Source organism: Streptomyces sp. NPDC051218 (assembly GCF_044455475.1).
Taxonomy (GTDB): domain Bacteria; phylum Actinomycetota; class Actinomycetes; order Streptomycetales; family Streptomycetaceae; genus Streptomyces.
Genome location: NZ_JBITEU010000005.1, coordinates 24,559 through 46,067, shown reverse-complemented (window position 1 = coordinate 46,067; position 21,509 = coordinate 24,559). Strand labels below are relative to the sequence as shown.

At 66.6% G+C, this 21,509-nt stretch carries 24 protein-coding genes and 2 pseudogenes; 9 read left to right on the top strand and 17 right to left on the bottom strand.

The genetic code is table 11. From position 1 onward, the window contains the following. Positions 1-184: 184 nt before the first annotated feature. The 5 genes from ACIBCK_RS16570 (at position 185) to ACIBCK_RS16550 (ending at position 3,045) form a co-directional block, all read left to right on the top strand. The gene (locus ACIBCK_RS16570; RefSeq protein WP_399390796.1) at positions 185-856 is read left to right on the top strand and encodes a hypothetical protein; all 672 of its coding nucleotides are present in this window, start codon (positions 185-187) and stop codon (positions 854-856) included. Positions 857-976: 120 nt separating this feature from the next. After that, positions 977-1,405 (top strand): head decoration protein, encoded by a 429-nt coding sequence (locus tag ACIBCK_RS16565; protein ID WP_399390794.1) that lies wholly within the window; start codon positions 977-979, stop codon positions 1,403-1,405. Then, on the top strand, positions 1,402-2,451 hold the full coding sequence (locus tag ACIBCK_RS16560) for a major capsid protein (protein ID WP_399390792.1): 1,050 nt from the start codon (positions 1,402-1,404) through the stop codon (positions 2,449-2,451). The genes ACIBCK_RS16565 and ACIBCK_RS16560 overlap by 4 nt, the downstream gene beginning before the upstream one ends. After that, a complete protein-coding gene (locus ACIBCK_RS16555) occupies positions 2,448-2,657 on the top strand; it encodes a hypothetical protein (protein WP_399390790.1) in 210 nt (69 codons plus the stop codon). Before ACIBCK_RS16560 ends, ACIBCK_RS16555 begins: the two co-directional genes overlap by 4 nt. Positions 2,658-2,724: 67 nt before the next feature. Then, entirely contained in the window at positions 2,725-3,045 is a 321-nt protein-coding gene (locus ACIBCK_RS16550; RefSeq protein WP_399390788.1) for a hypothetical protein, read from the top strand. A 366-nt stretch (positions 3,046-3,411) separates the two neighbouring features. Here ACIBCK_RS16550 and ACIBCK_RS16545 read toward each other — a convergent pair whose 3' ends face one another. Together ACIBCK_RS16545 and ACIBCK_RS16540 are read right to left on the bottom strand one after the other, a co-directional pair. Beyond that, the gene (locus ACIBCK_RS16545) at positions 3,412-3,909 is read right to left on the bottom strand and encodes a hypothetical protein (protein WP_399390786.1); all 498 of its coding nucleotides are present in this window, start codon (positions 3,907-3,909) and stop codon (positions 3,412-3,414) included. After that, positions 3,906-5,090: a hypothetical protein gene (locus tag ACIBCK_RS16540; protein ID WP_399390785.1), complete on the bottom strand. Its 1,185-nt coding sequence runs from the start codon at positions 5,088-5,090 to the stop codon at positions 3,906-3,908. Before ACIBCK_RS16540 ends, ACIBCK_RS16545 begins: the two co-directional genes overlap by 4 nt. Before the next feature lie 464 nt (positions 5,091-5,554). Here ACIBCK_RS16540 and ACIBCK_RS16535 point away from each other — a divergent pair. Beyond that, a pseudogene (locus tag ACIBCK_RS16535) lies at positions 5,555-5,712 on the top strand (phytanoyl-CoA dioxygenase); the annotation flags it as partial. Positions 5,713-5,820: 108 nt separating this feature from the next. Here the strand turns inward: ACIBCK_RS16535 and ACIBCK_RS16530 are convergent. From ACIBCK_RS16530 to ACIBCK_RS16510, 5 genes are all read right to left on the bottom strand, one after another. Further along, entirely contained in the window at positions 5,821-6,063 is a 243-nt protein-coding gene (locus ACIBCK_RS16530) for a helix-turn-helix domain-containing protein (protein ID WP_399390783.1), read from the bottom strand. Between the two features lie 478 nt (positions 6,064-6,541). After that, positions 6,542-7,072, bottom strand: coding sequence for a flavoprotein (locus ACIBCK_RS16525; RefSeq protein WP_399390781.1), 531 nt, complete (start codon positions 7,070-7,072; stop codon positions 6,542-6,544). A 29-nt stretch (positions 7,073-7,101) separates the two neighbouring features. Further along, positions 7,102-8,334, bottom strand: a complete 1,233-nt coding sequence (locus ACIBCK_RS16520; protein ID WP_399391502.1) for a helix-turn-helix domain-containing protein — start codon at positions 8,332-8,334, stop codon at positions 7,102-7,104. 307 nt (positions 8,335-8,641) lie between these two features. Beyond that, positions 8,642-9,070, bottom strand: a complete 429-nt coding sequence (locus ACIBCK_RS16515; RefSeq protein WP_399390780.1) for a helix-turn-helix domain-containing protein — start codon at positions 9,068-9,070, stop codon at positions 8,642-8,644. Between the two features lie 365 nt (positions 9,071-9,435). Continuing rightward, complete coding sequence (locus ACIBCK_RS16510) at positions 9,436-10,134, bottom strand: HAD family hydrolase (RefSeq protein ID WP_399390778.1); 699 nt, start codon at positions 10,132-10,134, stop codon at positions 9,436-9,438. Positions 10,135-10,230: 96 nt separating this feature from the next. Here ACIBCK_RS16510 and ACIBCK_RS16505 point away from each other — a divergent pair, with 96 nt between their 5' ends. After that, positions 10,231-11,001 (top strand): XRE family transcriptional regulator, encoded by a 771-nt coding sequence (locus tag ACIBCK_RS16505; RefSeq protein WP_399390777.1) that lies wholly within the window; start codon positions 10,231-10,233, stop codon positions 10,999-11,001. Next, a complete protein-coding gene (locus tag ACIBCK_RS16500) occupies positions 10,988-11,455 on the top strand; it encodes an NUDIX hydrolase (protein ID WP_399390775.1) in 468 nt (155 codons plus the stop codon). The genes ACIBCK_RS16505 and ACIBCK_RS16500 overlap by 14 nt, the downstream gene beginning before the upstream one ends. 5 nt (positions 11,456-11,460) lie before the next feature. Here the strand turns inward: ACIBCK_RS16500 and ACIBCK_RS16495 are convergent, their stop codons facing one another. The 4 genes from ACIBCK_RS16495 to ACIBCK_RS16480 are packed head-to-tail and all read right to left on the bottom strand — an operon-like array spanning position 11,461 to position 14,864. Continuing rightward, entirely contained in the window at positions 11,461-12,030 is a 570-nt protein-coding gene (locus ACIBCK_RS16495; protein ID WP_399390773.1) for an HD domain-containing protein, read from the bottom strand. Next, a complete protein-coding gene (locus tag ACIBCK_RS16490) occupies positions 12,017-12,868 on the bottom strand; it encodes a hypothetical protein (protein WP_399390772.1) in 852 nt (283 codons plus the stop codon). The genes ACIBCK_RS16495 and ACIBCK_RS16490 overlap by 14 nt, the downstream gene beginning before the upstream one ends. Next, positions 12,865-13,719 carry an aldo/keto reductase gene (locus tag ACIBCK_RS16485; protein WP_399390770.1) on the bottom strand — a complete coding sequence of 285 codons (855 nt, stop codon included), beginning with the start codon at positions 13,717-13,719 and terminating at the stop codon, positions 12,865-12,867. Before ACIBCK_RS16485 ends, ACIBCK_RS16490 begins: the two co-directional genes overlap by 4 nt. Next, positions 13,653-14,864 (bottom strand): JmjC domain-containing protein, encoded by a 1,212-nt coding sequence (locus ACIBCK_RS16480; RefSeq protein WP_399390768.1) that lies wholly within the window; start codon positions 14,862-14,864, stop codon positions 13,653-13,655. Before ACIBCK_RS16480 ends, ACIBCK_RS16485 begins: the two co-directional genes overlap by 67 nt. Positions 14,865-15,652: 788 nt before the next feature. Between ACIBCK_RS16480 and ACIBCK_RS16475 the strand changes: the two are divergent. Next, positions 15,653-15,796 (top strand): annotated as a pseudogene (locus ACIBCK_RS16475) (amino acid--tRNA ligase-related protein); the annotation flags it as partial. 43 nt (positions 15,797-15,839) lie between these two features. On the opposite strand, the gene ACIBCK_RS16470 reads toward ACIBCK_RS16475, so the two are convergent. The 6 genes from ACIBCK_RS16470 to ACIBCK_RS16445 all read right to left on the bottom strand — a co-directional run bounded on the left by ACIBCK_RS16470 (position 15,840) and on the right by ACIBCK_RS16445 (position 21,502). Further along, a complete protein-coding gene (locus ACIBCK_RS16470; protein ID WP_399390766.1) occupies positions 15,840-16,751 on the bottom strand; it encodes an aKG-HExxH-type peptide beta-hydroxylase in 912 nt (303 codons plus the stop codon). 96 nt (positions 16,752-16,847) lie between these two features. Continuing rightward, on the bottom strand, positions 16,848-17,009 hold the full coding sequence (locus ACIBCK_RS16465) for a hypothetical protein (protein WP_399390765.1): 162 nt from the start codon (positions 17,007-17,009) through the stop codon (positions 16,848-16,850). 83 nt (positions 17,010-17,092) lie between these two features. Continuing rightward, positions 17,093-17,806 (bottom strand): 2OG-Fe(II) oxygenase, encoded by a 714-nt coding sequence (locus ACIBCK_RS16460; RefSeq protein ID WP_399390763.1) that lies wholly within the window; start codon positions 17,804-17,806, stop codon positions 17,093-17,095. Further along, positions 17,803-19,677, bottom strand: a complete 1,875-nt coding sequence (locus ACIBCK_RS16455) for a radical SAM protein (RefSeq protein WP_399390761.1) — start codon at positions 19,675-19,677, stop codon at positions 17,803-17,805. Before ACIBCK_RS16455 ends, ACIBCK_RS16460 begins: the two co-directional genes overlap by 4 nt. Before the next feature lie 35 nt (positions 19,678-19,712). After that, on the bottom strand, positions 19,713-20,630 hold the full coding sequence (locus tag ACIBCK_RS16450) for a nucleotidyltransferase domain-containing protein (RefSeq protein ID WP_399390759.1): 918 nt from the start codon (positions 20,628-20,630) through the stop codon (positions 19,713-19,715). Then, positions 20,627-21,502, bottom strand: coding sequence for an NAD(P)-dependent oxidoreductase (locus tag ACIBCK_RS16445; protein ID WP_399390758.1), 876 nt, complete (start codon positions 21,500-21,502; stop codon positions 20,627-20,629). Before ACIBCK_RS16445 ends, ACIBCK_RS16450 begins: the two co-directional genes overlap by 4 nt. Positions 21,503-21,509 lie beyond the last annotated feature (7 nt).

Genomic DNA, 21,509 nt, shown 5'->3' with positions numbered 1-21,509 from the left:
TGCCCCAGCACTGGCGGCCGTGATGTCCACACGGACGTGGATGTGGGCTGTCGCTGGGACTGACGATCCCCAACCCCGGCAGGGGGAGAGTGCCGCCCGGCTATCTGCTGCTCAGCCAAGCCGTGAGCTTGACCTCCGTAGACTCGGCAGTGGCGCGGGGCCGTCGTGGGAGTAGCACCACTTGATGACCCGCAGTCTGCCCACCCCGCGCACCGTGCTCGGTCGCCGTCAGGATGGCCGTCCGATCTACCCCATGCTCGGCGCCTCCTCGGACGATCCGTCGAACGACGAAGTCACCGTCAACATCAGCCAGAAGCAGCTGAACACGCTGATGGCCCGGGAGAAGGACCAGGGCGGCCGGGCCGCGATCCGTACCCTCGTCGAGAAGCTCGGCTTCGCGAATGCCGGGGCGCTGGAGGAGCATCTCGTTGGGGTCCGGCAGGCTGAGCAGGAGCAACTGTCCGAGGCCGAGCGCCGCGAGCAGGCTCTCGCCGAGCGCGAGAAGGCAGCGGCAGCCCGTGAGGCTGCGGCCCTGGCCCGCGAGCGTGATGCTGCGCGGAGGGCCGTGCTTTCCGGTGTCGGAGCGACGGGTCATGACTTGGACGATGCTGTGGCGCTCCTGCACGCCCCGGACGACGCCGACGGCGAGGCGCTGGCCAACGCCGTTCAGGAGCTGAAGGCACGGCGCCCCGAACTGTTCGGCACCGTCCCCGTAGATATCCAGCAGTTCCCTGCCGCTCCTGGCGGCGCCCCGGCCTCTGTTCCTCCGTCGCGGCCGGGAGGCGCGGACAGCAAGCCCGGTTCGGCCGGGCTGGAGATGGCCCGCCGCCGAGGCATCCTCCCCGCACCCGAGTAGGCGCTGACTGCCCACGGCCTGGGCCGCGTTGGGGACCACGCCCCGCTTCCGTCTCTTCGTGGACCGTGCCACCACCGGGTGAGTGCGTGACCGCACCCAGCATCACCAGGAGAAGCGGCGTTGATCCAGCCGTACACCACCTCCGTGACGGTGACCGCTGACCGGGACTGGCTCGCGTCCCGGCACGGCACTGACTCCACGGAGACCATCACCCTCGACCTGACCAAGCTCACCAAGAACGTTCACTTCGTCGAGCCGACAGCCGTGCAGCCGCATGGCTATGTGCGGTCCGGTGTTCCGGTCGGCCGCATCACGACCTCCGGCCTCTACGGGCCCTACGACCCGGCGGCAAAGGACGGCCGGGAGGTCCTTGCCGGCCTGGTGTACGCCGAGACCGTGTTCACGCCCGGCACGACCAAGGTCCCCGCGGCACTGTTCTGGCACGGCACTGTGAAGACCGCGAAGATCCCCGGCGGCATCGACCCGACGGAGATCGCCTACAACCCGGCGGCAGCGCAGATCCGCTTCATCGGGCCGGTGAGCGCATGAGTGTCGCCGACCTCCTCAAGGGCGTATCCGTCGCGGACCTGACGGTCTACGCCCGATCCATCCCCAACCCGTCCGACTTCCTCCTCACCCAGCGCGTCTTCGCCGAGACGCAGGTGAAGGACGTGAAGTGGCGGGTCCGGAAGTCCAAGCGGCGCGTCAACACGGCCTCCTACCGCGCCTACGACGCATCGGTGCCGTTCGCGAAGCGGCAGGCCGAATCCACCCAGACCGAGGGCACCCTCCCCGCACTGGGCCAGAAGCTCCTCGTCGGAGAGATGGAGCAGCTACTCCTCGACGCCTCACGTGGCGCGGACGAGGACCGCCTGGTGGAGCTCCTGTACGACGACGTGGAACGCCACGTCGAAGCCATCCGCTCCCGTCTCGAACTTGCCGCTGGCGACGTGCTGCTGGACGGCAAGTTCAGCCTGGCCGGAGAGAACGGCCTCACCGTCGAGGTCGACTACGGCGTTCCGCAGGCGAACATGCCCACCGCGCCGAAGCCGTGGTCCGCGCCGGATGCCGATCCGATCGCGGATGAGCTGCGGTGGATCGACTACCTCGACTCCATCGGCGCACCCGCACCGGAGATGGTCCTCACGTCTCGTAAGGCCTGGTCGCATCTGGCCAGCAATCAGTCTTACCGGGCGGCGTACTACGGCACCCCGGCCGGTGGGCAGACGCCGACCGCGACGCTCAACCCGCAGCAGATCAATTCGGTGCGCGGCAACTACGGCCTTCCACCGGTCACGTTCTACAAGGCACAGGTGTGGCAGGACGACGTCTCCAAGCGGGTCCTGCCGGATGACCGATGGATCATGCTGCCGCCGGACCGCGTGAAGTGGGGTCAGACCCAGTACGGCACCACTACCGAGTCCCTGGCTCTGTCGCGCGGCACGAATCCGCAGATCGAGCGGGAAGACGCCCCCGGCGTCGTCATAACCCGCGACGTCCAGGACGACCCCGTGCAGATTTGGACCAAGGGCGCCGCCGCGGCGATGCCGGTTCTGTACTCGCCGGACTGCCACATCACCGCGACCGTACTGTGAGCGCCGCCGTGAAGTCGCTCGGCGTCCTCGCCGCGACCGTCCATGTTCTCGACCCGGTGGAGCGCATCCCCGTGGTGCTGCTCGCCGGCGAGCACGTGTCGGATCCCGTCCTGGCCGAGCAGATCACCAATCCCCGCTGCTGGGAGAGCGAACAGCCACCCGCCCAGACCAGCAAGCCGTCCGCCCGGAAGGCAAATCCCGCCTAGGGCCTACCCCGCGCGGCGGGGAGGGGCCGATGTCGTGCGCCTCCCCGCCGCCTCTTCGAGGAACTGTGTGAACAGCGACGTACTGCGCTGGCTCCAGGCCCAGCTCGGGCCCGACACCGATGCCCGCGACCTCACCAGCCGATACGAGCGGCTGAACTCCGCCAAGGCGGTCGCCCTGGAGGTGCTCCACGAACGTATCGCCGCACTCGTCGCCGAGCCACTCAAGGTCACCATCAACGGCGTCGCCACCATCGACAACTCCGCCAACGTCGCTGCCCTGGAACGCCGTGCGGCGCAACTAATCGATGAGACAGCTCCCGACGATCCGCCCGCCACATCCCACGACCTCTTGACCACAGTCCCTTTGTGCGCGCGGCCCAGGCGGTGAGCCACTGTAGCGACCGGCCCGCCCACGGGATCCTGCTGACCGGTTCGCCTCGGTTGAGGCTCTGGCGGCATGGGGGGCGTATGCGGTAGGCGCTGTTGATCTCTTTACTGTCGTGGTGAGACGGCGCAGCGTCTCGTCGGCCGTGCCTGCGCGATAGATCGGCCCGCTTTGTTCTGGGGATCGACCCGCCGAGGCCCTGACATGAACCAGCAGCACCAGGACGAACGCACCCGCATCCGCGCAGCCATGGACCGGCTCCTGGCCGGACAGGCTGGGTCTACGCAAGAACCGTCAGGCCCCGGACCGGAGCGCACCGTAGCCTCATACGCTGCGTGCTAAATATGCATGACCGAGCCGCTGCCAAGATCAGAGTGCTGGCCACAAGGTCCGCAGCGCGCTGCTCGCCAGCATGACGAGGGCGAGGACTTCCAGGAGCAGCGCCCAAAAAAGTACCTGTGCGCGCGTACGGTTCTGATTCCGCAATGCAGTTAGCAGCGCGCATTGGAATGCCAGCTCCGTATGGGTGATCGCCGCTTCTGACTGCTGTACGAGTTCACCTACTTCCACGACTGGCAGATGCCGCGGGAGATTGATGGAGAGCCCCATCGCGGACGCGACACTCAGGGATACGAGTGCCCCGACGAGGAGTCCCAGCGCCGCAGGCGGCATCCGAGTCGCATCCCCGAGTCGGGTGAGGGAGAGGAAGCCGAGGATGATAGCGACGAGAGTTCCCGCGCTCGAAATCACGGCGATCCCGCGCTGCTCAAGTGAGTCCTTCCTGGCACGTTCGTCCACCAACTGATCACTTAGCAGCGGTGCGAAACCAGCATCGGGAACTGGTGGCTGGCGCCTCTGCGAGGTCATCCCCGCACGACTCCGAAGGTCGGTGACTTCTGCTCCGGCAGTTTCAGGACCGAAATTGGCCAGCCAATGCGTCGCCAGGAGAGAAGCCCGTGCTGTGGCCCTGCGGGTTCAAGACCGAGTGCCTCACCCGCTGACGTCACAGCGGCCGCAAGCGCGGATGCATTGGCGGCTGCTGCGTATTGCGCGGTGAGGTGGTCCTTGCGATCCATTATCGAGCGGCTGTGCTCTTCGGCCGCCACCAGGCGATGCTTAGCCTCCAGGAACCTCTCGCGTTGTTCCAGGACACGAGGAATCCTGTGGGGCAGTCTGAGGAATGCGACGTTCGGCGACTCGAACAGACGCAATACCTCCTGCACTGCGGCCTGGTCGTCATCAGCAAGCGGTTCCTCACTGGCGAGCTGTCTGCTCATCCAGCTGCACAGCCGGCCATCACGGTCAGTGCGCGTCCCTCCGATGCGTGCGAGCACAGCAATGACCTCATCCCTCTCGGTCTCCCAAGCCCTTCGGGCCGCTGCGCAATCGCGATGGACGGCGTCCACGTGCTCGCCGTGGGCGCGCAGCTCCCGCTTCACCTCCTCGACCGCCGCGGCATATTGCCGAAGGTCCGAGAGGTGGCCTTCCAGCTGGGACTTAACCTCCTTGAGGAGCCTGTACACGCTGCCGTCGTTATCCAGCGTGACAGCGATGACCCTCTGCTCTTGCCGACAAATCACCACTGCGCAGGGCAGTAAGACCTCAGAGATCCCGAAAAAGGTCTGCAGTTCATTGACCGCGAGGGTGAGCTGGCGCCCATGTATGCGCCTGTTTCGGGGAAGGGAAGGCGCGGCCCTTGTGTGCACACGGACATGATCCCCGGAGCCTTGCCTAAGCGGCACTTGTCCCTCCGGGTACCAGGAGTGACGCTTGTCGGGGTTGCTGAGGCGCTCCACACCGCGCACCAACACCGCCTCGTAGTTTCCTGCGCCGCCCAACGGCATGGCGCCTCTCGGATGAGGGATGACGACTCCGAGATAGTGCGCCGTGACGTCGTGGATGTCACTCCACTCCCTGAGGAATCTCTCCTGCAGCTTTGGAGCATCGGCAGTACGAGAGACCAAGAAGACCAGCCCGGCATAGCCACCCTCGGACAACGAAGGAAAAGGCAGGTTTAGGAACTCCTCTACAGAGAGCTCGGTAACCACACCCATCGCAACCCCCGCACGCGCATCGGCCTCTCAGCGACGATACGGGAGCCGACGGCGCATCTGTAGACCGCAGCAGGACACCCTCCGCGTCTCAGCTTGAAGCCGCGTCTGTGACCGTCACTCACCGAACGACACTGTCACCGATCAGGCGGTAGTGCGCTCGCACCGGGGCTGCAACGAGCCACCATGACAACCTTCGGCGTCGACTGCCTTGACGAACTCGTGTTCGCCAGCTCCACGGAGCACGGCGGCGAAGCCGCTGGTGAACCCGCTTCCGGCGCTCAGCGTTGCGTCCACTACACCGCCAAGGCGTCGGGAGACGACCCGTCGGATGTCCTACGGGAGGTCGTCCCAGCGCGGGCGCACTGCTGTGGCTCTGTACTGAAGCCGCGGGGTGATGGTGTTCGGCATTCCATCAGGGTGAGGGAAGTACATCGGTCTGCGCGATGAATTCTCACGAGCATCTGGCACTGGTGCACGCTGCCCAGCCTCACCGCGCGCGATGTCCCCGCGGTTCCTGGCGCAGCCGCCGCTCTACCCGGCAGAGCAGTATCGGCTCGAACGCCCGGATGGGCGCTATGCGCCCGTGGAGCTCGCCATCCGGCACGGTTTGGGCAAGTGAATCTTCGGGACCGGATGGATCCCGGTTGGGTGCTACGGCGTTGTGTTGGCTGCGAGGTTCCGGGTGGTGGTGCTGTCTTCGCAGGCGGCGGCGAATGCGGCGAGGTCAGTACCGCGAGAGAGCCGTCGTCGCGGAGCCACGAGGCTGGTAGTTAATGCTGGGCCGCAGCATCGGTCCGGTGAGTTCTGGTGGAGCTTGTAGACCATCCAGCAGTTGAATGATCTTGTCGATGTTGGTCAGCTTGCGGGCACCGGACTCGAGCATCGACAGGAAGGCTTGGCTCAGGCCGGTGATTGCGGCTATGTCGTCTTGGCGGATCCCACTGTGCTGTCTGATCAGCTGGCACATGCGCCCGAATTCGCGGTTGACCAAGGCTTGCCGGACATCGGGTAACTGCCAGAGGTCCTTGGGGATGCTGCGCGCGGTCCCTGCCTGGTGCCGTGTGTCGCGGCTGCAACCGGCACACAAGTCTTCCCCGTTGTACCGACTCAGACGGCATCGGCAGAGACTGCAGAGCCGGGTGCCGCCAGCAGGTGTGGGGGTGTCCGCGTCAATGCGTTCCGTTCCTGCTGGCGATAGGGCGGCCTCTGACGAGCGTCGAGACGAGTAGTCACCGCTAGCCGTCCCGTTCGTGCGTGCGCTCGGGCAGCTCCTAGATGGGTCGCTCAAGGCTTTCGCGCCGGGGAGCGCCGTGCTCAGTCCCTGATCAGGCACCGGTTGCCTCCGTTAGTCCGTGATGCCCTCAGGTTGGCGCCCGTCATGACGAAGGCCCCGGACAGACTGTCCGGGTCCAATTCCTATTGGCCTTAATGCTATTGATGGGTTGTCAGACGCCCGCTCTGCCAGCCTCGTCCAATACGGCTTCCCACGGGTACCGGCGGCCCGGCATCCCTGCCCGCGGCTCGGCGAGCGGCCACACCTCGTCTCCGTGGATCAACCGCACCCCCGCATCGTGAAGGGCTTTGATGTGTCCCTCCCATGCGGGGTGGCGGGTATGCGCGGCGTTCACCCGGGGCCAGACGACTACAGGGAGGCCCAGTGTCCCGATGGCCTCGTTGACCTGTGTCAACGCCTGGTTGTCTGAGATTCCCAGAGCGAGTTTGGCAACGGTGTTGGCACTCGCTGGGGCGACGACGTAGCAGTCGACTGGCGGATGAGGCCGGGAGTCGCCTGGCAGACGCGGATCGGCGCGGACGGGGAGGCCGGTCAGCCCTTCGAGCTCGGCGGTCTCCCCGCTCGCGCGGAGCCACTGCCCTGCCGTCGGTGTGAGCGTGATTGCGACCGTCCAGCCCTGTTCGAGCGCCGGGATCACGAGCCCTGTACGCAGTTCCTCGACCCCGCCGGCGCTCGATCCCACGACGCCCAACACCTTGCCTCGCACCGAACTCACTGCACCGCCCTGCATCGTTGGGCCATGGCCAGCAGCTCGGATGAGTGGCTGCCACCCGTGACCGGGGACTGTTTCCTCAGGTCGCGAAGGGTCTCGCGTACGCGTGGATTGTTCCGTACGAGTTGCGGCGAGGTGCGTTCGGCCTCCCGCAGCTCGCTGAATGACTCGTCGAAGCGACCGGTGAGGCAGAGGCCGCGGGCGTAGTCGATGCGATGGGACACGGCGCGTTCCGCTGGCATGTGGGAGACGTTGATGTTGCCATGCTCGACGACGTACGGGATGTTCTCCAGGTCAAGCTCGATCGACAGGCGGTGCAGCTCGACGTTCGTCGGGCCGAAGCACGTCTGCCAGTGGTTCTCGTCGGTGCCGAGCCGGTCGGCGAGCCGCTTCGCTTTCTCCAGCAGGGAGTTGGCGGTGTGGCGATCCTGGTGACGTGCGGCGGCCACAGCGGCTCGCAGATGAATCATGCCAAGCAGGCTCAAGGCGGCCGGGTCGTCGTCGCGAACCTGACCCGCGAGCCAGGCCGCCGCGGTATCGCCCAATTCGAGGGCGTCCGAGTAGCGCCCGTTGGCAAGCAGTGCGTGCGTGCCGGAGCGGGCGGCGGACACGAGGGCCAGCGGGTCCTCGGATTCGTCGGCGGCCCGCATGGCGCGCTCGGCCGCGAGCCACGACAGGTCGGACTCGCCGACCTTGGCGAGGGCGGTCGCCGCCAGGTGATGCGTACGAGCCGAGACGGCGAGGCCACGTCGGCGCTGATCGCCACTCGGAAGGTCTTCCATCTCCTGGGCAGTCCTGAGCAGACCGGGCAGGGCGGCGATGACATCCCCAAGAACGCCGGCCTGATAGTGGCTCCAGCTGCGTTCGACGAAGACCTGCGCCTGATCCGGCCGCGGCAACTGCCGCTCCGGTGTACGACCGAACAGCAGCTTGGACAGACGCCGAGGGCTCATCAACGCATCGCGAACGGCTGGCACGTCGTCCATGTGCTTCTCTCCGTCCTCCAGGAGGACAGACTGCCCCAGCAAGTCGCCGAGCGGGACCCGCAGTACACGGGCGAGCTCGGCGAGCTTGTCGATCCTTGGCGCCTTCCGCACACCTCTCTCGATTTTCGACAGCCAGTCGGTGCTGTGCCCGACGAGCCCGGCGAGCACAGACTGCGTATAGCCCCGGCGCTCGCGGTAGAACGCGATCCGCTCTCCGACGCTGAGGTGATCCCCAAGACCACGCATGTGCGCTGCCTCCCCGACGGTTGGTCCGTCATCCACGTTAGCGGCCAAGCAGGCCCTCGAGATCAGGGAGCGATTCGGGCTGCCATGCCGGGCTCAACATCCCCTATCGGGCCGAGAACGGGCCGGACACTCTGTCCGGCTACACCAACGAGTCCACGAGGAGCCAGAGCGTTGCACGTCCGCCATCAGGGCAAACGTTCGATGCCCTGGGGATCTAATTGCGTGGCGGCGCATCCTTCAGGAGGCTTCTTGAATCCAATGGGCCTCATCATTTGGCGAGGGTGCTCTACGGCGAGAGGGTGTAGGACTACTGAACGGCACGCAGTATCGCCGTACAGGCGCTGTCGGACCTGGCAGCTCCATCTCTGGTCGGCGGTGCACTGCTGTCGCCACCAATGGGGCGTAGCTCGCTCAGGATGCTCAGCATTGGATGGTGTCTGCTCCGGTCTTTACCCAGCAGCATGGGTCCCACGAGTTCCCTTGGCGCCTGCAAGCCCTCCAGCATTCGAATGATCTTGTCGATGTGCGTGAGTCGACGAGACCCTGATTCGAGCATCGACAAGTAGGCCTGGCTTAGCCCGGTCACTGCGGCGAGGTCTTCCTGCCTGAGTGTGCAGAGCTGTCGGATCAGCCAACAGAGCTGTCCGAAGTCCCGTGTGAGTAAGGACTGTTGAACCTCAGCCCGGTCCCACACATGAGCAGGGATGTGCGGCCCCTCAAGCTCTCGGGAATTCATGACTCGATCGCAACGGGCGCAGCATTCCCCGCTGTTATAGCGACTCAGATGGCACCTGCAACGTCCACATCGTCTGATGGTCGCAGTCACGGGATGGTCTTGCTTCACGGCCAGCACGGCGATCGTCTCCTCGTGGGGTCGAGGCACGCCCGACTAGGGTGCCTCACTCGTCGCCAACTGCTCGTCCGGGACCGCGCTGAACGACCGTTGCCTGCGCGGGGACGCAGCACGTGTCGGCCCGGGAGTAGCTGGTGAGCCTTCCTGCCGGGCGTAGCCGGCCGTCGGCGACACAGAGAGACTGCCGTGACCTGCAAGGACTCTGAACGCCGTCGCGGGACCTCTTCAGGACGTCCCGGGACGTTTTCTCAGTCTGACGCGTGAGAGAGCTTCCGCAGTCGGGTCAACAACCCAGGTGTGTCGGCAAGTTCGTCGAGAACGACGGTTGCCCCTGCGGCTGCGAGTTGTTGGGCACTGTGAACTCCGGAAGCCACTGCGATGATGTGGGCTCCTGAGTCGTGGGCGGCCTGGACGTCGCGCGGCGTGTCGCCGATGAGGACGACGGGAGTTTCGTGTGCCAGGCCGTGGGTCTCCTGGATGTGGTCGCGGGCCACCTTTACGAGGGCCGCTCGGTCCTCGGAGTGCTCACCGTACGCTCCGCATTCCATGTCGAGGAGCACGTCCAGGTCGAAGGCCCGAAGCTTCACTTTGGCGTTGGCGGCAATGTTGCCGGTCAGTACCGAAGAGATCATGTCTGGCTGGGCCGCCACTGCTGTCAGAGCCTCGCGGGCACCGGGGAGTGCACGGCCCCGCTGCGCGAGTTCCGCCTCTCTCTGGGCCCCCGCTGCCTGTAATGCGCGTGCGCTGAATTCCCACGGCGGTGGTTCGATCCCGTGGTCGCGGAACATCTCGGCGAGGATCAGCCGGTCGGTCCGCCCTTCTGTGCGAGCCGGTCGGGTGGGAGGGTGGCCGGCTGCAGTCGTGAAGGCCGCCGCGTAGATCTCTTTGCTGACACCGGAGTTCTCGATGAGTGTGTGGTCGATGTCCCAGAGCACGATGAGTGGCACGTCACCAGGGTAGGCAGACACGCCGCTCTCGCTGCGCCATGGTGTTGGCGGAAGATGCTCTTGCGGGAGGTCGGCTTGTCCGGTTGTCTTGCGTGAGTGAATGAGCGACTTCGCTCTGTACTCGTGCAGCGCGGGCTGACAATGGAAGACGTGGCCAAAGCCTGCTCCGTCGACCCCAAGACCGCCAGCCGCTGGGTCGGCGGCCGGGTCCCTCACCGCCGCCACCGCTGGGCCGTCGCCAACCTGGTCGAGGTTGATGAGGCGTACTTGTGGCCGGGCGCGGGCCAGAAGGCGTCCCGCTTTGATGCCGCTGACTCCGAGGTCTTCGGGACGTACCCGAACCGGGCGAGCGTCCCTCGTGACGTCTGGATCTCCTTGTTGCAGGGTTCGGCGAAGCAGATCGATGTGCTGGTGTTCTCGGGCACGTTCTTTGTTCAGTCCAACCCGCGCATCGCGCGCATGCTCCAGGAGCGCGCCGACGCTGGTGTCCGGGTGCGGCTGTGCTTCGGTGATCCGGCCGGAGAGGCGGTACGTGTCCGCGGGGTTGAGGAGGGTATCGGCGACACCCTTGCGGCCAAGATCAGAGCGTCGCTCACCTATTACCGTACTCTCGTCGGCTATCTGGGCTGCGAGGTTCGGCTGCATGACACAACGCTGTACAACTCGATCTTCCGCTATGACGACCAACTCCTAGTGAATCCCCACATCTGGGGCCAACCGGCCAGTGCGAACCCGCTCCTTCATCTGCGCCGCATCGCCAACGCTGAGTGGTTCGACCGGTACGACGAGAGCTTCGAAGCAGTCTGGGAAACAGCGCGCCCCTGGGCGCCCGAAAGTCAGGAGCACTCCCGCAGTGGGCAGGACTGAGTACTACTACGACCCCAAGGCCCCCAAGGCGAACACTCTGATCCCCGCAAGCAACCTGCTCGTGGTGAACGGCGAGGGCGAGATCCTCCTGCAGCGGCGTCGTGACACCGGCCAGTGGGCTCTGCCCGGAGGCGCGCAGGACATTGGTGAAACTCCTGGCCAGTGTGCCGTACGCGAATGTGAGGAAGAGAGCGGCATCATCGCTGAGGTCACCGGGTTCCTCGGCGTCTACTCGAACCCGGCGCACATCGTCGCCTATACCGACGGCGAGATCCGCCAGCAGTTCGAGGTCGTTTACATCGGCCGCCCCGTTGGCGGCAAGCCCACTGTCAACGACGAAGCAGACGGCGTCCGTTGGGTTCATCCGGACGACCTCGGCACCCTCGACATTCATTCCAGCATGCACGAGCAGATCGGCCACTACCTGGCCGGCACTTATCCGTATCTGGGGTAGCAAGCTCAGAGCATCACGCCCGCGGCGTCCGCCGCCGCCCGCACGCGGTCCACACTGGCGTGGATCTCGGGTGCGGCCCGGCGGATGAACCGCCCCACCATGCTGTCCGCGCCGTAGCGGCTAAGGATTTCGGCGATGCGCTTCTCGGACGTTGTGCTCTCCCCATCCGGTGTGGTGGTCATGTCGCAATACACGAGCGCGTCAACGAGCAACGGATCGTCGGGCAAAGGAAATTCGTCGGCCAGTTCCGTGTGGAGATGGCGTTCCTCCGCTTCCAGCAAGGCGAAGGAGTGGTTGGCTACAAGCCTCACGACGCGGCTGTCTATGACCTGGGCATCGCGTAGGTATCGCGCACCGTCAAAGGGATGGAACCCCGTGGCGACAAGCGGAGGCGCATAGCCGATGTCGTGCAGGACAGCGGCCGTTTCGAGCAGCGAAGCCTTGTCCTTGACGACAACGGTAAGTCGTCGAGCGCAGGCGGCCACGCCCTGCGTGTGCGCCCATCTTCGTGGCAGGTTCTCCTGCAGCAGGCTGGCGGCCAGCTCGTGAGCCTGCTGCACGTCAACTACCGTCACGGTTGATCCAATCCGCGGTATGGCGGGCGGGTTCGAGGCGTGGATCTTCGGGGTGCGCGTCTGAGGCGAGGATTTTCGCGCAGATGAAGAGCGTCATCACCTTCCCGTCCCGGCTTTCGAGGTCGTGGCGTCGCTCTTGGCGTACGCGGTCGGCGAGTGCGGGTACGGCGAGGGAGTTGCCCCACAAGGACGCGGCATCGAGTCCGCGGGGGGCCATCCCCCAGTCTTCCCAGTCGAAGAGGCAGAACTGGGGAGCTGTCATGTTGGCCCAGTTCAGATCTGCGTGAGCTGGTTGCCAGTGTTCTGTGATCGTATCGGTGGCGTTGGGGAAGACGCCTTGGATGGTCTTGGTCACCAGTTCTTGGGTGATGGTCACGGTGTCCGGGCTTGCGATGCGTGCGGTGCGATGCGCGGCGAGTGCGTCCAGCGAGGCGTTGAGGGACTGCCACCACTCGTCTGACAGCTTCGGGTCTTCGGCCAGCACGCTGGTGCCGACGGCTGCTCCGGGGAGGAGGTCGGTCTCGTCGGCCCGCCACATCGCCTCGTCGTGCGGATCGCGCCAGACCGCACACTGATGCCAGGCGGGTTGGCTGACTCCGGTCAGTCGGGCCGCGCTCTCGGTGCCGTTCCAGCCCTGGTCGCCGATCTTGTCGAGCAGGCGCCGCTCAATCCGTACCCACGTATCGCGGCCCGTCCTGGCGCCGACGGAGCGTCGCTTTCGCACCACTGTGGAACGGTCCAGGCGGGCCTGCAGGGACCGCTCCACGCGTTCGAGAACCGCGTCGACCGGCTGCTTGCGGAGGTCGACTGTCGATACGGCGGACGCGATGGGCGTCATGTGGCTACTCCTCGGCCGCGGAGGAGCCCGCGGTAGTCCAGGACCTTGTCGGTGTCGACCTCGTAGCGTAGGGCTTCGAGAAGTTCTCGCAGGTGAGCCAGGTTGTCCGAGCCGACCGCGACTGTGCTGACTTTGGGAAGGCTGTAGGCGGCCCGGAACGCTGCCTGAAGACGTGAGAGTTGGTTCGGGGGCTCTTCCAGAAAGATGCGTGGGTCGAATTCGGTCCATACCTGGTCTGTGGCGTTTCCACCGAAGGGACTCATGCCCCATCGATTTGCGTCACGTATGCCCCAAATGCCTGCCAGGGCGTCCGAGGCGTCGAGGGTCTCCGATCCGACCAGGAGCCCGGCACGGGTCATCAGAACAGACGGCCTCGGTGCTGTGAGGTCGACTGTAGTGAGGAGAAGAGAGGGTTTCCAGGATGCGACTCCCCATGCTCGGCACAGCCCTTCAGCCGTCGCTTCCTGAAGTGCGTTGCAGGCGTTGGCCAAGGTCTCACGGGCGTGAGCAGGCTCGCCGTGCAGCGAGTCCTCGGGGTTGTGAAGGAAGACGAGATCGGGCGTGCGGCCCAGGTCGCGGTTTGTCTGCTCGATCGCGGTGCGCAGACGGCCAGGGGCGAGGGAGTGTGCCGAACGGCCGGCTGCCGGGAAGTAGCCGACCTTCGTGGCGAGTCGGAACTGCCCGAGGACATCACCGGCCACCTTCGCAAGGACTTCGTGGGCGCGGAATCCCAGGTAGTTGAAGCTGGTGTCGATGGCGCGGATTCCGAGGTCGAGAGCGCCCGTCAGGAGGTGGCGTTCGTAACGAGATCGGTGTAACCCAAGGACAACTCCGGGGTCAGACTCGCGCACAGTTCCTCCCTGGTAAGGATCTTTGCCACTTGCTCGGCCTCCGGGCCCACAGCGCGTGCGGCCTCATCGAGGCGTACCGGGTTGCCGCTCAACAGCAGGCGCAGGGCGGGTGCGGCCTTGGCGGCGAAGGTGAGCTTCTTGCCTGCACCCAGCACGGTGACGGTCTCGGAGTTCTCCCCGATGTGGGGAGGGAACTCGGTGATGCACACGACGGCTTCGAGCGGGCCGAGAATATTCAGGTGCGGCACGTGGCGAGAGGCTATGGCTTCCTGCTCCCGCAGAGCCAAGAACTCAGCCGGGCCTCGCGTCGAAACCAATTCCGCTGCCTTCTGGGCCAGTTCGCGATGCTGCGATTCCTGCCGCTCTGAGCCGCCCCAGCGGTCAAGGTCGTACCGGAAGAGCTCCTTCTCCCTGGACCAGTCGGCGAGCCAGGTCAGCCAGCTCACGCCGGTTCGCTTGGCGAAGCCGAGTGTCATATGGAGGCTCTGCCCATCGCCTCGACCTACGCGAGTGGCCTTGTGCCAGTAGCCACGCGGAATGTGCATGACGTCGCCGGCCTTCATCGTGCCCGTCCACACGATGTCCTCGCTGGGGGTGTTGTTCCGCTCGGCGTCACGGAACATCGGCACTGGGCGGGACGTACCGCGGACTTCCCACTGCTTCTCACCGTCGAGCTGGATGATCAGCACATCGTGGTCGTCCCAGTGCAGATCGAAGCCCGCGGCGTCGTTGGTGGTGAGGTAGACGTTCACTTGCACGTGTTCGCGGGCCCACCACTGCATGGCTCGGCAGGCGACTTCCATGGTCGGGTCGAAGGTGTTGACCTGGTCCAGGATCACCGTTGCCCCCTCATCCAGAAGGCTGCCCAGGCGGCGCATGTTGGCCATCGGGATGGTCTGGCCCCGGAGTGTGACCTGGGGGTTGAGGTACGCGTCTGGGTGCAGCTCCTCACCGCCCTTGAAGCACCGGAACTGCGGGTTCTCAAGGCTGCGGCGCATGACCACGTCGAGCAAGCGAGCCGGTGTCAGCAAGCGCCGCACCAGTTCGGTGTTGCTGAGGCTTCCCCGGGCGAACTGGACACCGAGCTGGCCGGGCCCGTCCCATCCCAGGGCTTCCTCGACGGCGCGCGGCAGAGAGTGGTCCATGAGCATGTCCCTTCTCTAGGCGGCGACGGAGAGGCCGCGTACACGGCCCCTCCGTCCAGCCATCTGGCTAATTGCTATGCGGAGTGATTCAGCCCGTCACCACCAGGCCAGGGGCCGTCACCAGAGGAACCCTGGCCAGGGTCCGAGGCACTGCTGTCGTGCCGGTCATGAACACCGGCCAGCACCTCCACAGCAACGAGGAGACCGCCGTCGGGCGGCGGCGCCGTCTCGGGCACGATGTGCTCCTTCCTCTTCGATTCGCCCAACGGAGATTTCCGTGGACGTGGTGCGCTCTGACACACAGGGCGCCAGAACCCGCCCCTACGCCCGAAGCAGAGCGATTCATGCAGAGGCGGAGTTCAGATGGAGCAGTGCGGGGCAGTGGGCCCGTGTGCTTGCGGATTTTTTGCGCGGTAGAGACAACCTGAACCAGGCCTCCAACACGGAGAAGACGTTCCACCGCGTAGATCCCTTTCACTAGAATTTCGTGCACGCTCTTCCGTGGCATCCCGCACGTGATAAGAGTTCAATATTTCCTTCGAATTACTCGACGAGAGCTCGCCTAATTGCACCGAAGTTTGGACTCTTCTGGCACCGTAGCGCCCAACAGGCCGATCAAGAATTACTGCTGTGATATCCACTACGCGTAGCGTTCGAGGCACTGCCGCTCCGGCCGAGGAAGCGACAGAGGGCTGGAGACCGGCCAGCAACACCACGCAGAGGGAGCCGAGTTACCGACTGGCTTTCAGGCCCCAACATCAACGGCCCATCGAGAAGGCCTTGCTGCTCTGCCCTTACCGCAGTCCTTCAAGCAGATGGCGATCGCCGCCGGCATCGACAAGGTCTTCGAGATCGGCTACATCTTCCGAGCCGAGCCGTCGTTCACGTCCCGGCGCGCCATCGAGTTCACCGGCGTGGACGAGGAACTCGCGTGAATCATGTTCACCAGGCCCGGATCAAAGTCTCGAGGTCGGGTCACAGCGTGCGGGCGAGGTGGTAGACGGAGTCGAGCCGCTGCCGGAGGTCTTCGTGATCAATGAGTTTGAGGGCCTGGGCGAAGTCGTGGCCGGTACGGGCCAGGTGGACGCGCTGTTGACGGAGATGGTCGGCCAGCACCGTATGTGCCGGTCCGGAGGCGGCCGGGAGCACATGGGCGGCGTAGATAACGGTGAGGGGGAATGCGAAGCAGGCATGAAGGAACCCGAACGCGGGCCGTTCGGTGTTGCGCCAGGGTGAGAAGAAGGTCACCTCTTCGGGGATGGTGATCTGCAGGGCGGCGAGAGCGTCGTTGAGCCAGTTGTGTGCCGCTTCGTGGACGAGCTCACGGCCCAGGACGACCGGGTCGCCGATGTGGTCAGTGAAGACCGTCGCAGGGAGGCGCGTGATGGTGAAGTTACGCAGGATCTGGTCCGGACTGCGGTGTCCGATCAAGCAGACCACGGCAGCATGCGTGGCGGTGAGTCCTGCGAGCCCGGCATCGTCGGTGTGGGCGAATGCGCTGCTGGCCAGCGCAGCATGGTGGTTGGTGGCGGGGGCCGTGTCGGGCCCGAGGACGTAGTACGGGGTCTCAGCGAGCGGGGTGCGGATCATGTGTTCCTGAGGCGGGGCCACCACGATGCGCGGACCCAAGCAGGTATCGACGGTGAAGCGCATGAAGTCGCGTGAGGCGTCGGTGCGGTACCAGGTCAAGGCTGTTGAGTCGCGACGGCGAGCGGCGGCTTCGGCGCCTTCGAGCTGGTGGTGGGCGAGTGCGTACGCCAGCGAAGCGGGCTTTGTGGGTGCCGGGCGGGCGCTGTCGGGTTGGAGAACGCGGTGGATGTCCGCGGTGCGTGCTGTCTGGTGGGCGAGGACGGCGTCGAAGTGCAGGGCATCGCTGATGTCGCTCATGGGGGAAGGGCTCCTTCGGTACGTGGCCCCGGTGCCGGGCCGAGGGGCACCGGCACCGGGGCCTGTTCCGTGGTGCACGAGGTGGCGGTCGTCGGCTCAGTCAGTGCTGGCCACCGGTGCCGCCTGGGCGGATTCGGCCGGTTCGCTCCAGGCGTCGGCGGAGACGCTGGCGGTGTGCGCGGTGAGGCGGACAGCGCCGCCGTCGTGCAGGTCGTCCACTGCAGCAAGGAACTCGTCGAAGGTGTCGCTGGTCGTCATCGTTCCTCCATGGAGGGGTGGTCGGATGTGCCTGGTGGGAGGGGTTGTTGGGCGGGCCACGGTTGCGGGCGGGCATAGCAGGTTCAGTTCTCGCTGATGAGCCAGCTGATGAACTTGCGTTCCCTGCCGGTGTGGACGGGCTCGGTGCCGTGGGTGAGTTGAGAGCCGTAGAGGAGAGCGGTACCGGGTTGGGGGGCGACGGTCCACCGGGTACGAGGCATGGTGCGGAACCAATCGGCGGAGTGGTCGGCGCCATCGTGGGTGAACGCCATCGACGGGTGGTAGTCCTCGCCCGGCACCTCGTCGTTCCACAGGGCGGAGCCGGATGTCGTCTCGACGTAGAACTCCCCGCCCGATTCGGCGTGTTCGAGGACGACGCTGATGCCGGCGATCTGTCGGGGCCATGCCGAGGGGTCGGGGGCGACGCCGTCGATGTGCGGGGTGATGTGCTGGCCGGGACCGTACTCGACGTACATCCACTCCCGGCAGGCGGTGAGGGCGGGAAGAGCGCGCCGCAGGGCGGGCATGGCCCGTTCGACGGCGGCGGCCAAGATGGTGGCGGCGGCCTGGGGTGGGGGATGGATTTCGAGGCGGCCAGCGGGCTCGTAAACAGACATGGCCTGCTGGAGGGTGTGGCCGGGGATGGAGTGCAAGGTGGCGGTGCGCTCGGTGTCGAACTGGCGGATACCGTCGGCGGCGACAGCGGCGCCCATCACGGCGGTGAGTTCGCGGACTTCGTCGGGGGTGAGGAAGCCCTCGATGCTGCCGACGGCGAGGGTCTCGGCGATGTGGATCATCGTGCCTCCGTGGCCGTGCGGGGTGGACGGAGTGTGCAGCTGCACTGCTGGCTGGTCGGGGTGTGGCGGGCGGCGTGCGTCAGGACGCGGGCGGCTTGGTCGAGATCGGCGAAGTAGCCTTCCCAGGCGGCGCCGTTGGTGGGGATGAGGCTGACCTCGAGGGCGGGATGCCGGATGCCGGTCCTGGTACTGGTCAGGTCGGTGCGGGCGAGTTGCGCGGTGACGGTGGGCGGCAGGTAGCCGTTGGTGGCGGCGGTTGCGCGGCACAGTCGGGCCGCGAGGGTGGCGTACTCGGCACGGTCTCGGGGCAGCAGGCCCACGCGGAAGGTCGCGGGTTCGAGGGCGGTGCCGGAGTAGGGGTGGCCCTGGCAGCTGTCGTAGGTGACAGCGCGCCAGCTGCGTGTGATCACGTCGATCAGGGGCCATACGCGGGGTTCGATGCTCTCCTGCCAGCGGGGGTGGCAGGGGTCAAGGTCATCGGCCTCGTGCAGTCCGGGCAACCCTACGGCGTTGATGTTGCCGTGCTCACTGGTGTGCAGCCGTACGAACTTGCGGGGTGCCCCCGGGTCGTCCCAATGGGCAAGGAAGGCCTCGGCGTCCGCCATCTCGTTGGGGATGCGGGGCCGCCACCGGGCCCGTCGGCAGTGCGCACCGGCGGGGTGGTCGGGGGCGGCGAGTAGGTGGGCGAGGCCGTCGATCATCTGGGCGCGGTGGTCGCAGTAGGCGTCGTCACTGTCGTTGGCCTGGTGCATGCGCCAGCGGGTGGCGGTGCATCCGCCGCCGCAGGTGGTGCGGTAGGCGCAGGAGGTGCACTTGGTCATCAACTCCCGGCCGCTGCTCAGCAGCGGGTTGGCGTGCTGGGCTGCTGTGATGTCCGCCTCGCCCTGTGCTGCGTCGAGCGGCAGGAGTAGGGCGCGGGGCCAGGGCAGTTCGTCGCAGGAGCCGAAGCGGCCGTCGGGGTAGGCGGTGAAGACGTGGGAGCACTTGAGTGGGGAGAAGTGGCAGTGGGAAGTTTGAAGCCCTTTCAGGCGGCGGATCGCGGCGACGGCCGGGTCGAGTTTGATCCGACGGAAGTGGCCGGCAGCGATCCACTGGGCCGCGGCGTCGAGGACGAACTTGGCGTACTGGCTGGGGGTGATGGCCCACTCCGGACCGTTGGGGGTCATGGCATCGGTCTGGAGGCGGCGGCTGGGGCTCTGCCGGCCGCCTGCAGCCTTCAGGGGCTGGGTGATCGTGGTGTCGAAGGCGGGTACGAGATGGATGGCTCGCACGGCGTCGAAGGCGGCGATGTGGTCGATGACCTCAGCGGCGCGGCCGAGGACGGCGGGGGTGACGACGGTGATGATGCCGCAGGTGCGCCCGCGCTCGGCCAGCAGGTTCAGGGCCCTGGCGATGTGCGGGTAGATGGGCTGTCCGTCGTAGCCGACGCGCCAGGAGTTGCCCTGTTCGTCGCCGTCCATTGAGATGCCGATGTGCAGCTGCGGGTAATGAGCGTCGAACAGGTCGAGCCATTCGGCGTCCAGTCGCACCGCGTTGGTCTGCAGATGGACCCGGGTGACGGTGGGCTGGGCAGCGAGGGCGTCAAGGAGGGCGGCCATAGCCGGCTTGCCGACGGTGAGGGGTTCCCCTCCGTGAAGCTCGATCGCGAGCGGACGGACACCGAAGATCTCGCCGAGATGGCGGACCTGATCGGGGGTGATCTGGACGCCGCCCGGGGCCAGCTTGCGTTTCTCGAAGCAGTACAGGCAGTCGACGTCGCAGGTCTCGCCGCGGAGCTTGAGGATCACGGAGACGGCGGTGTCATCGGCCGAGTCCTCAAGCGGCAGCCACACATCGGAGCCGGTCATAGGGGTGGTGAGGGTGTTCGGCACCAGGGCCTCCTCGTCGCAGTGGCAGGACAGGAAGATCAGGAGTGGGTCTGGCGGGCGACGGCGTCGCGCCAGGCGTGTAGCTCGCCCTCGGAGAGCGGGACGCGTACGTCGCCGCGGCGCAGGAACCAACCGTCCGTGTACCTCTGCGGCAGCCAACCGAAGCTGGCCAGCCCTCTCTCCTCGAGCGGATGGGGTGGCGTGGTTGAGGTGAGCGGCCAAAGGGACAACAAGGCCGTGGAGAGGCGGACTTGGACCGGCGCGAACCATGGGCTGCCGCTCGTTGCGGCGTGCGGCCAGTCGGGGACGGGCATGGTGGGGACGGGTGCGTCCTCGTCGGCGCCGTAGTACTGCATCAGGAGGCTGGGCAGCCATTTCTCGCCGAGCAACGGGGCATCGGCCGCAACCGTCTCGGCTTGGGCGAGGATCACGGTGAGCCGGTCCCAGACCAGGTCGGCGTGACGGTACAGGCCCGCCTCGGTCAGCCCGACGAGGTCTTCGGCCAGGCTCGCCGCAGTCTCACAGCGGTCCGCGAGGGCCCACCGGCGGTAGCCGTTACGGAGCGCGGGCTCCAGGACCTCGGCGGTGCCGTCGCTGGTCATCTGCCGGGCGGTGCGCAGCAGCGTGAGATCCGGCAGGTGGGCGCGGACCCGGCGGAAGGTCTCCACGTCGTCACGGGTCACGGTGAAGTCCGCCAGTAGTTCCCGCCATTCGTCCACCGCGGTGGCGGCGACGGCGCGGAGATCAACGCGGATGTCGGCGACAAGGCGCGAGCGGAGCGCCGGCGGCTCGGCGGTGGGCACGACGACGAGCAAGTCGATGTCACTTCGGGTGTGGGCGAGATGCTCGGCGAGCGCGCCGACCAGCCATATCTCGGCGTCAGGGTATTGGTCGGCGAGGCCGGCTGCGGTCTGCTGGGCGATTCTGTGCCGCTTCGCGCGCCAGGGCGCGGTCACCTGTCTACATCCCCTTGTGTGTACAAGGACTGAGCGGCCGTTGTGGCGACCCAGGCGTCGAGGTGTGCGCGGACGTCGGTGCGTTGGGCTCCGATGTGCGGGGTCGCGAGCAGGTTCAGCGGTGGCGAATCGTGAGGCAGCAGCGGCAGGTCGGACTGCTCGATGGGGTCGAGGGCGAGCCCGCTCAGGTCTCCGCGGGCCAGAGCGGTCAGGCAGACGTCCAGGTCCAGGGTGGCGAGCCGTCCGACGCAGATCAGCATCGGGCGGCGGGGGCGGGCAGCGGCCAGGTAGCTGGCGCCGAACTGCCCGCGGGTCTCCTTGGTCAGTGGCAGAGCCACGAGGTGGGCGTCGGCCCACGCGAGCAGTTCCTGCGCAGGCTGGGAGGGGAAGGAGTCGGGCAGGCTCGCCCGGGCCGCGTACGCGATTTCGGCGACGTGCGGGCCCAGGGCCTGGGCGCAGGAGCGCCCTACGGGGCCAGCGCCCCAGATCCCCAGCCGCATAGCCGCGACCGGCGGCGCGAGACACGCCTGCTTGGTGTGTTGGCCAGCAGTGAGGGCGGCCTGCCCGTACGGGATGCGGCGGGCCAGCGACAACAGCGCCGCTAAGGCCCATTCAGCGACTGCGTTGGCGGCCGGGTGCGGGTTGCGGTGCATAGCGATACCGCGGGCGGCGAGCGCGGTGGTGTCGATGCCGTCCAGGCCGGAGCCGGCCCGGATGACGTGCTGCAGCGCGGGCCACGCCTTGAGGCGCGGGGCATCGAGGATTTGTCCGGAGCGCAGCACCAGGATCTCCGCCTCCTGGGCCACTTCCTCTGCGAGGGCTCCCAGATCGGCCACCGTGTAGATCTCGGCTCCGGGGAGCAGTTCGCGCAACAGATCG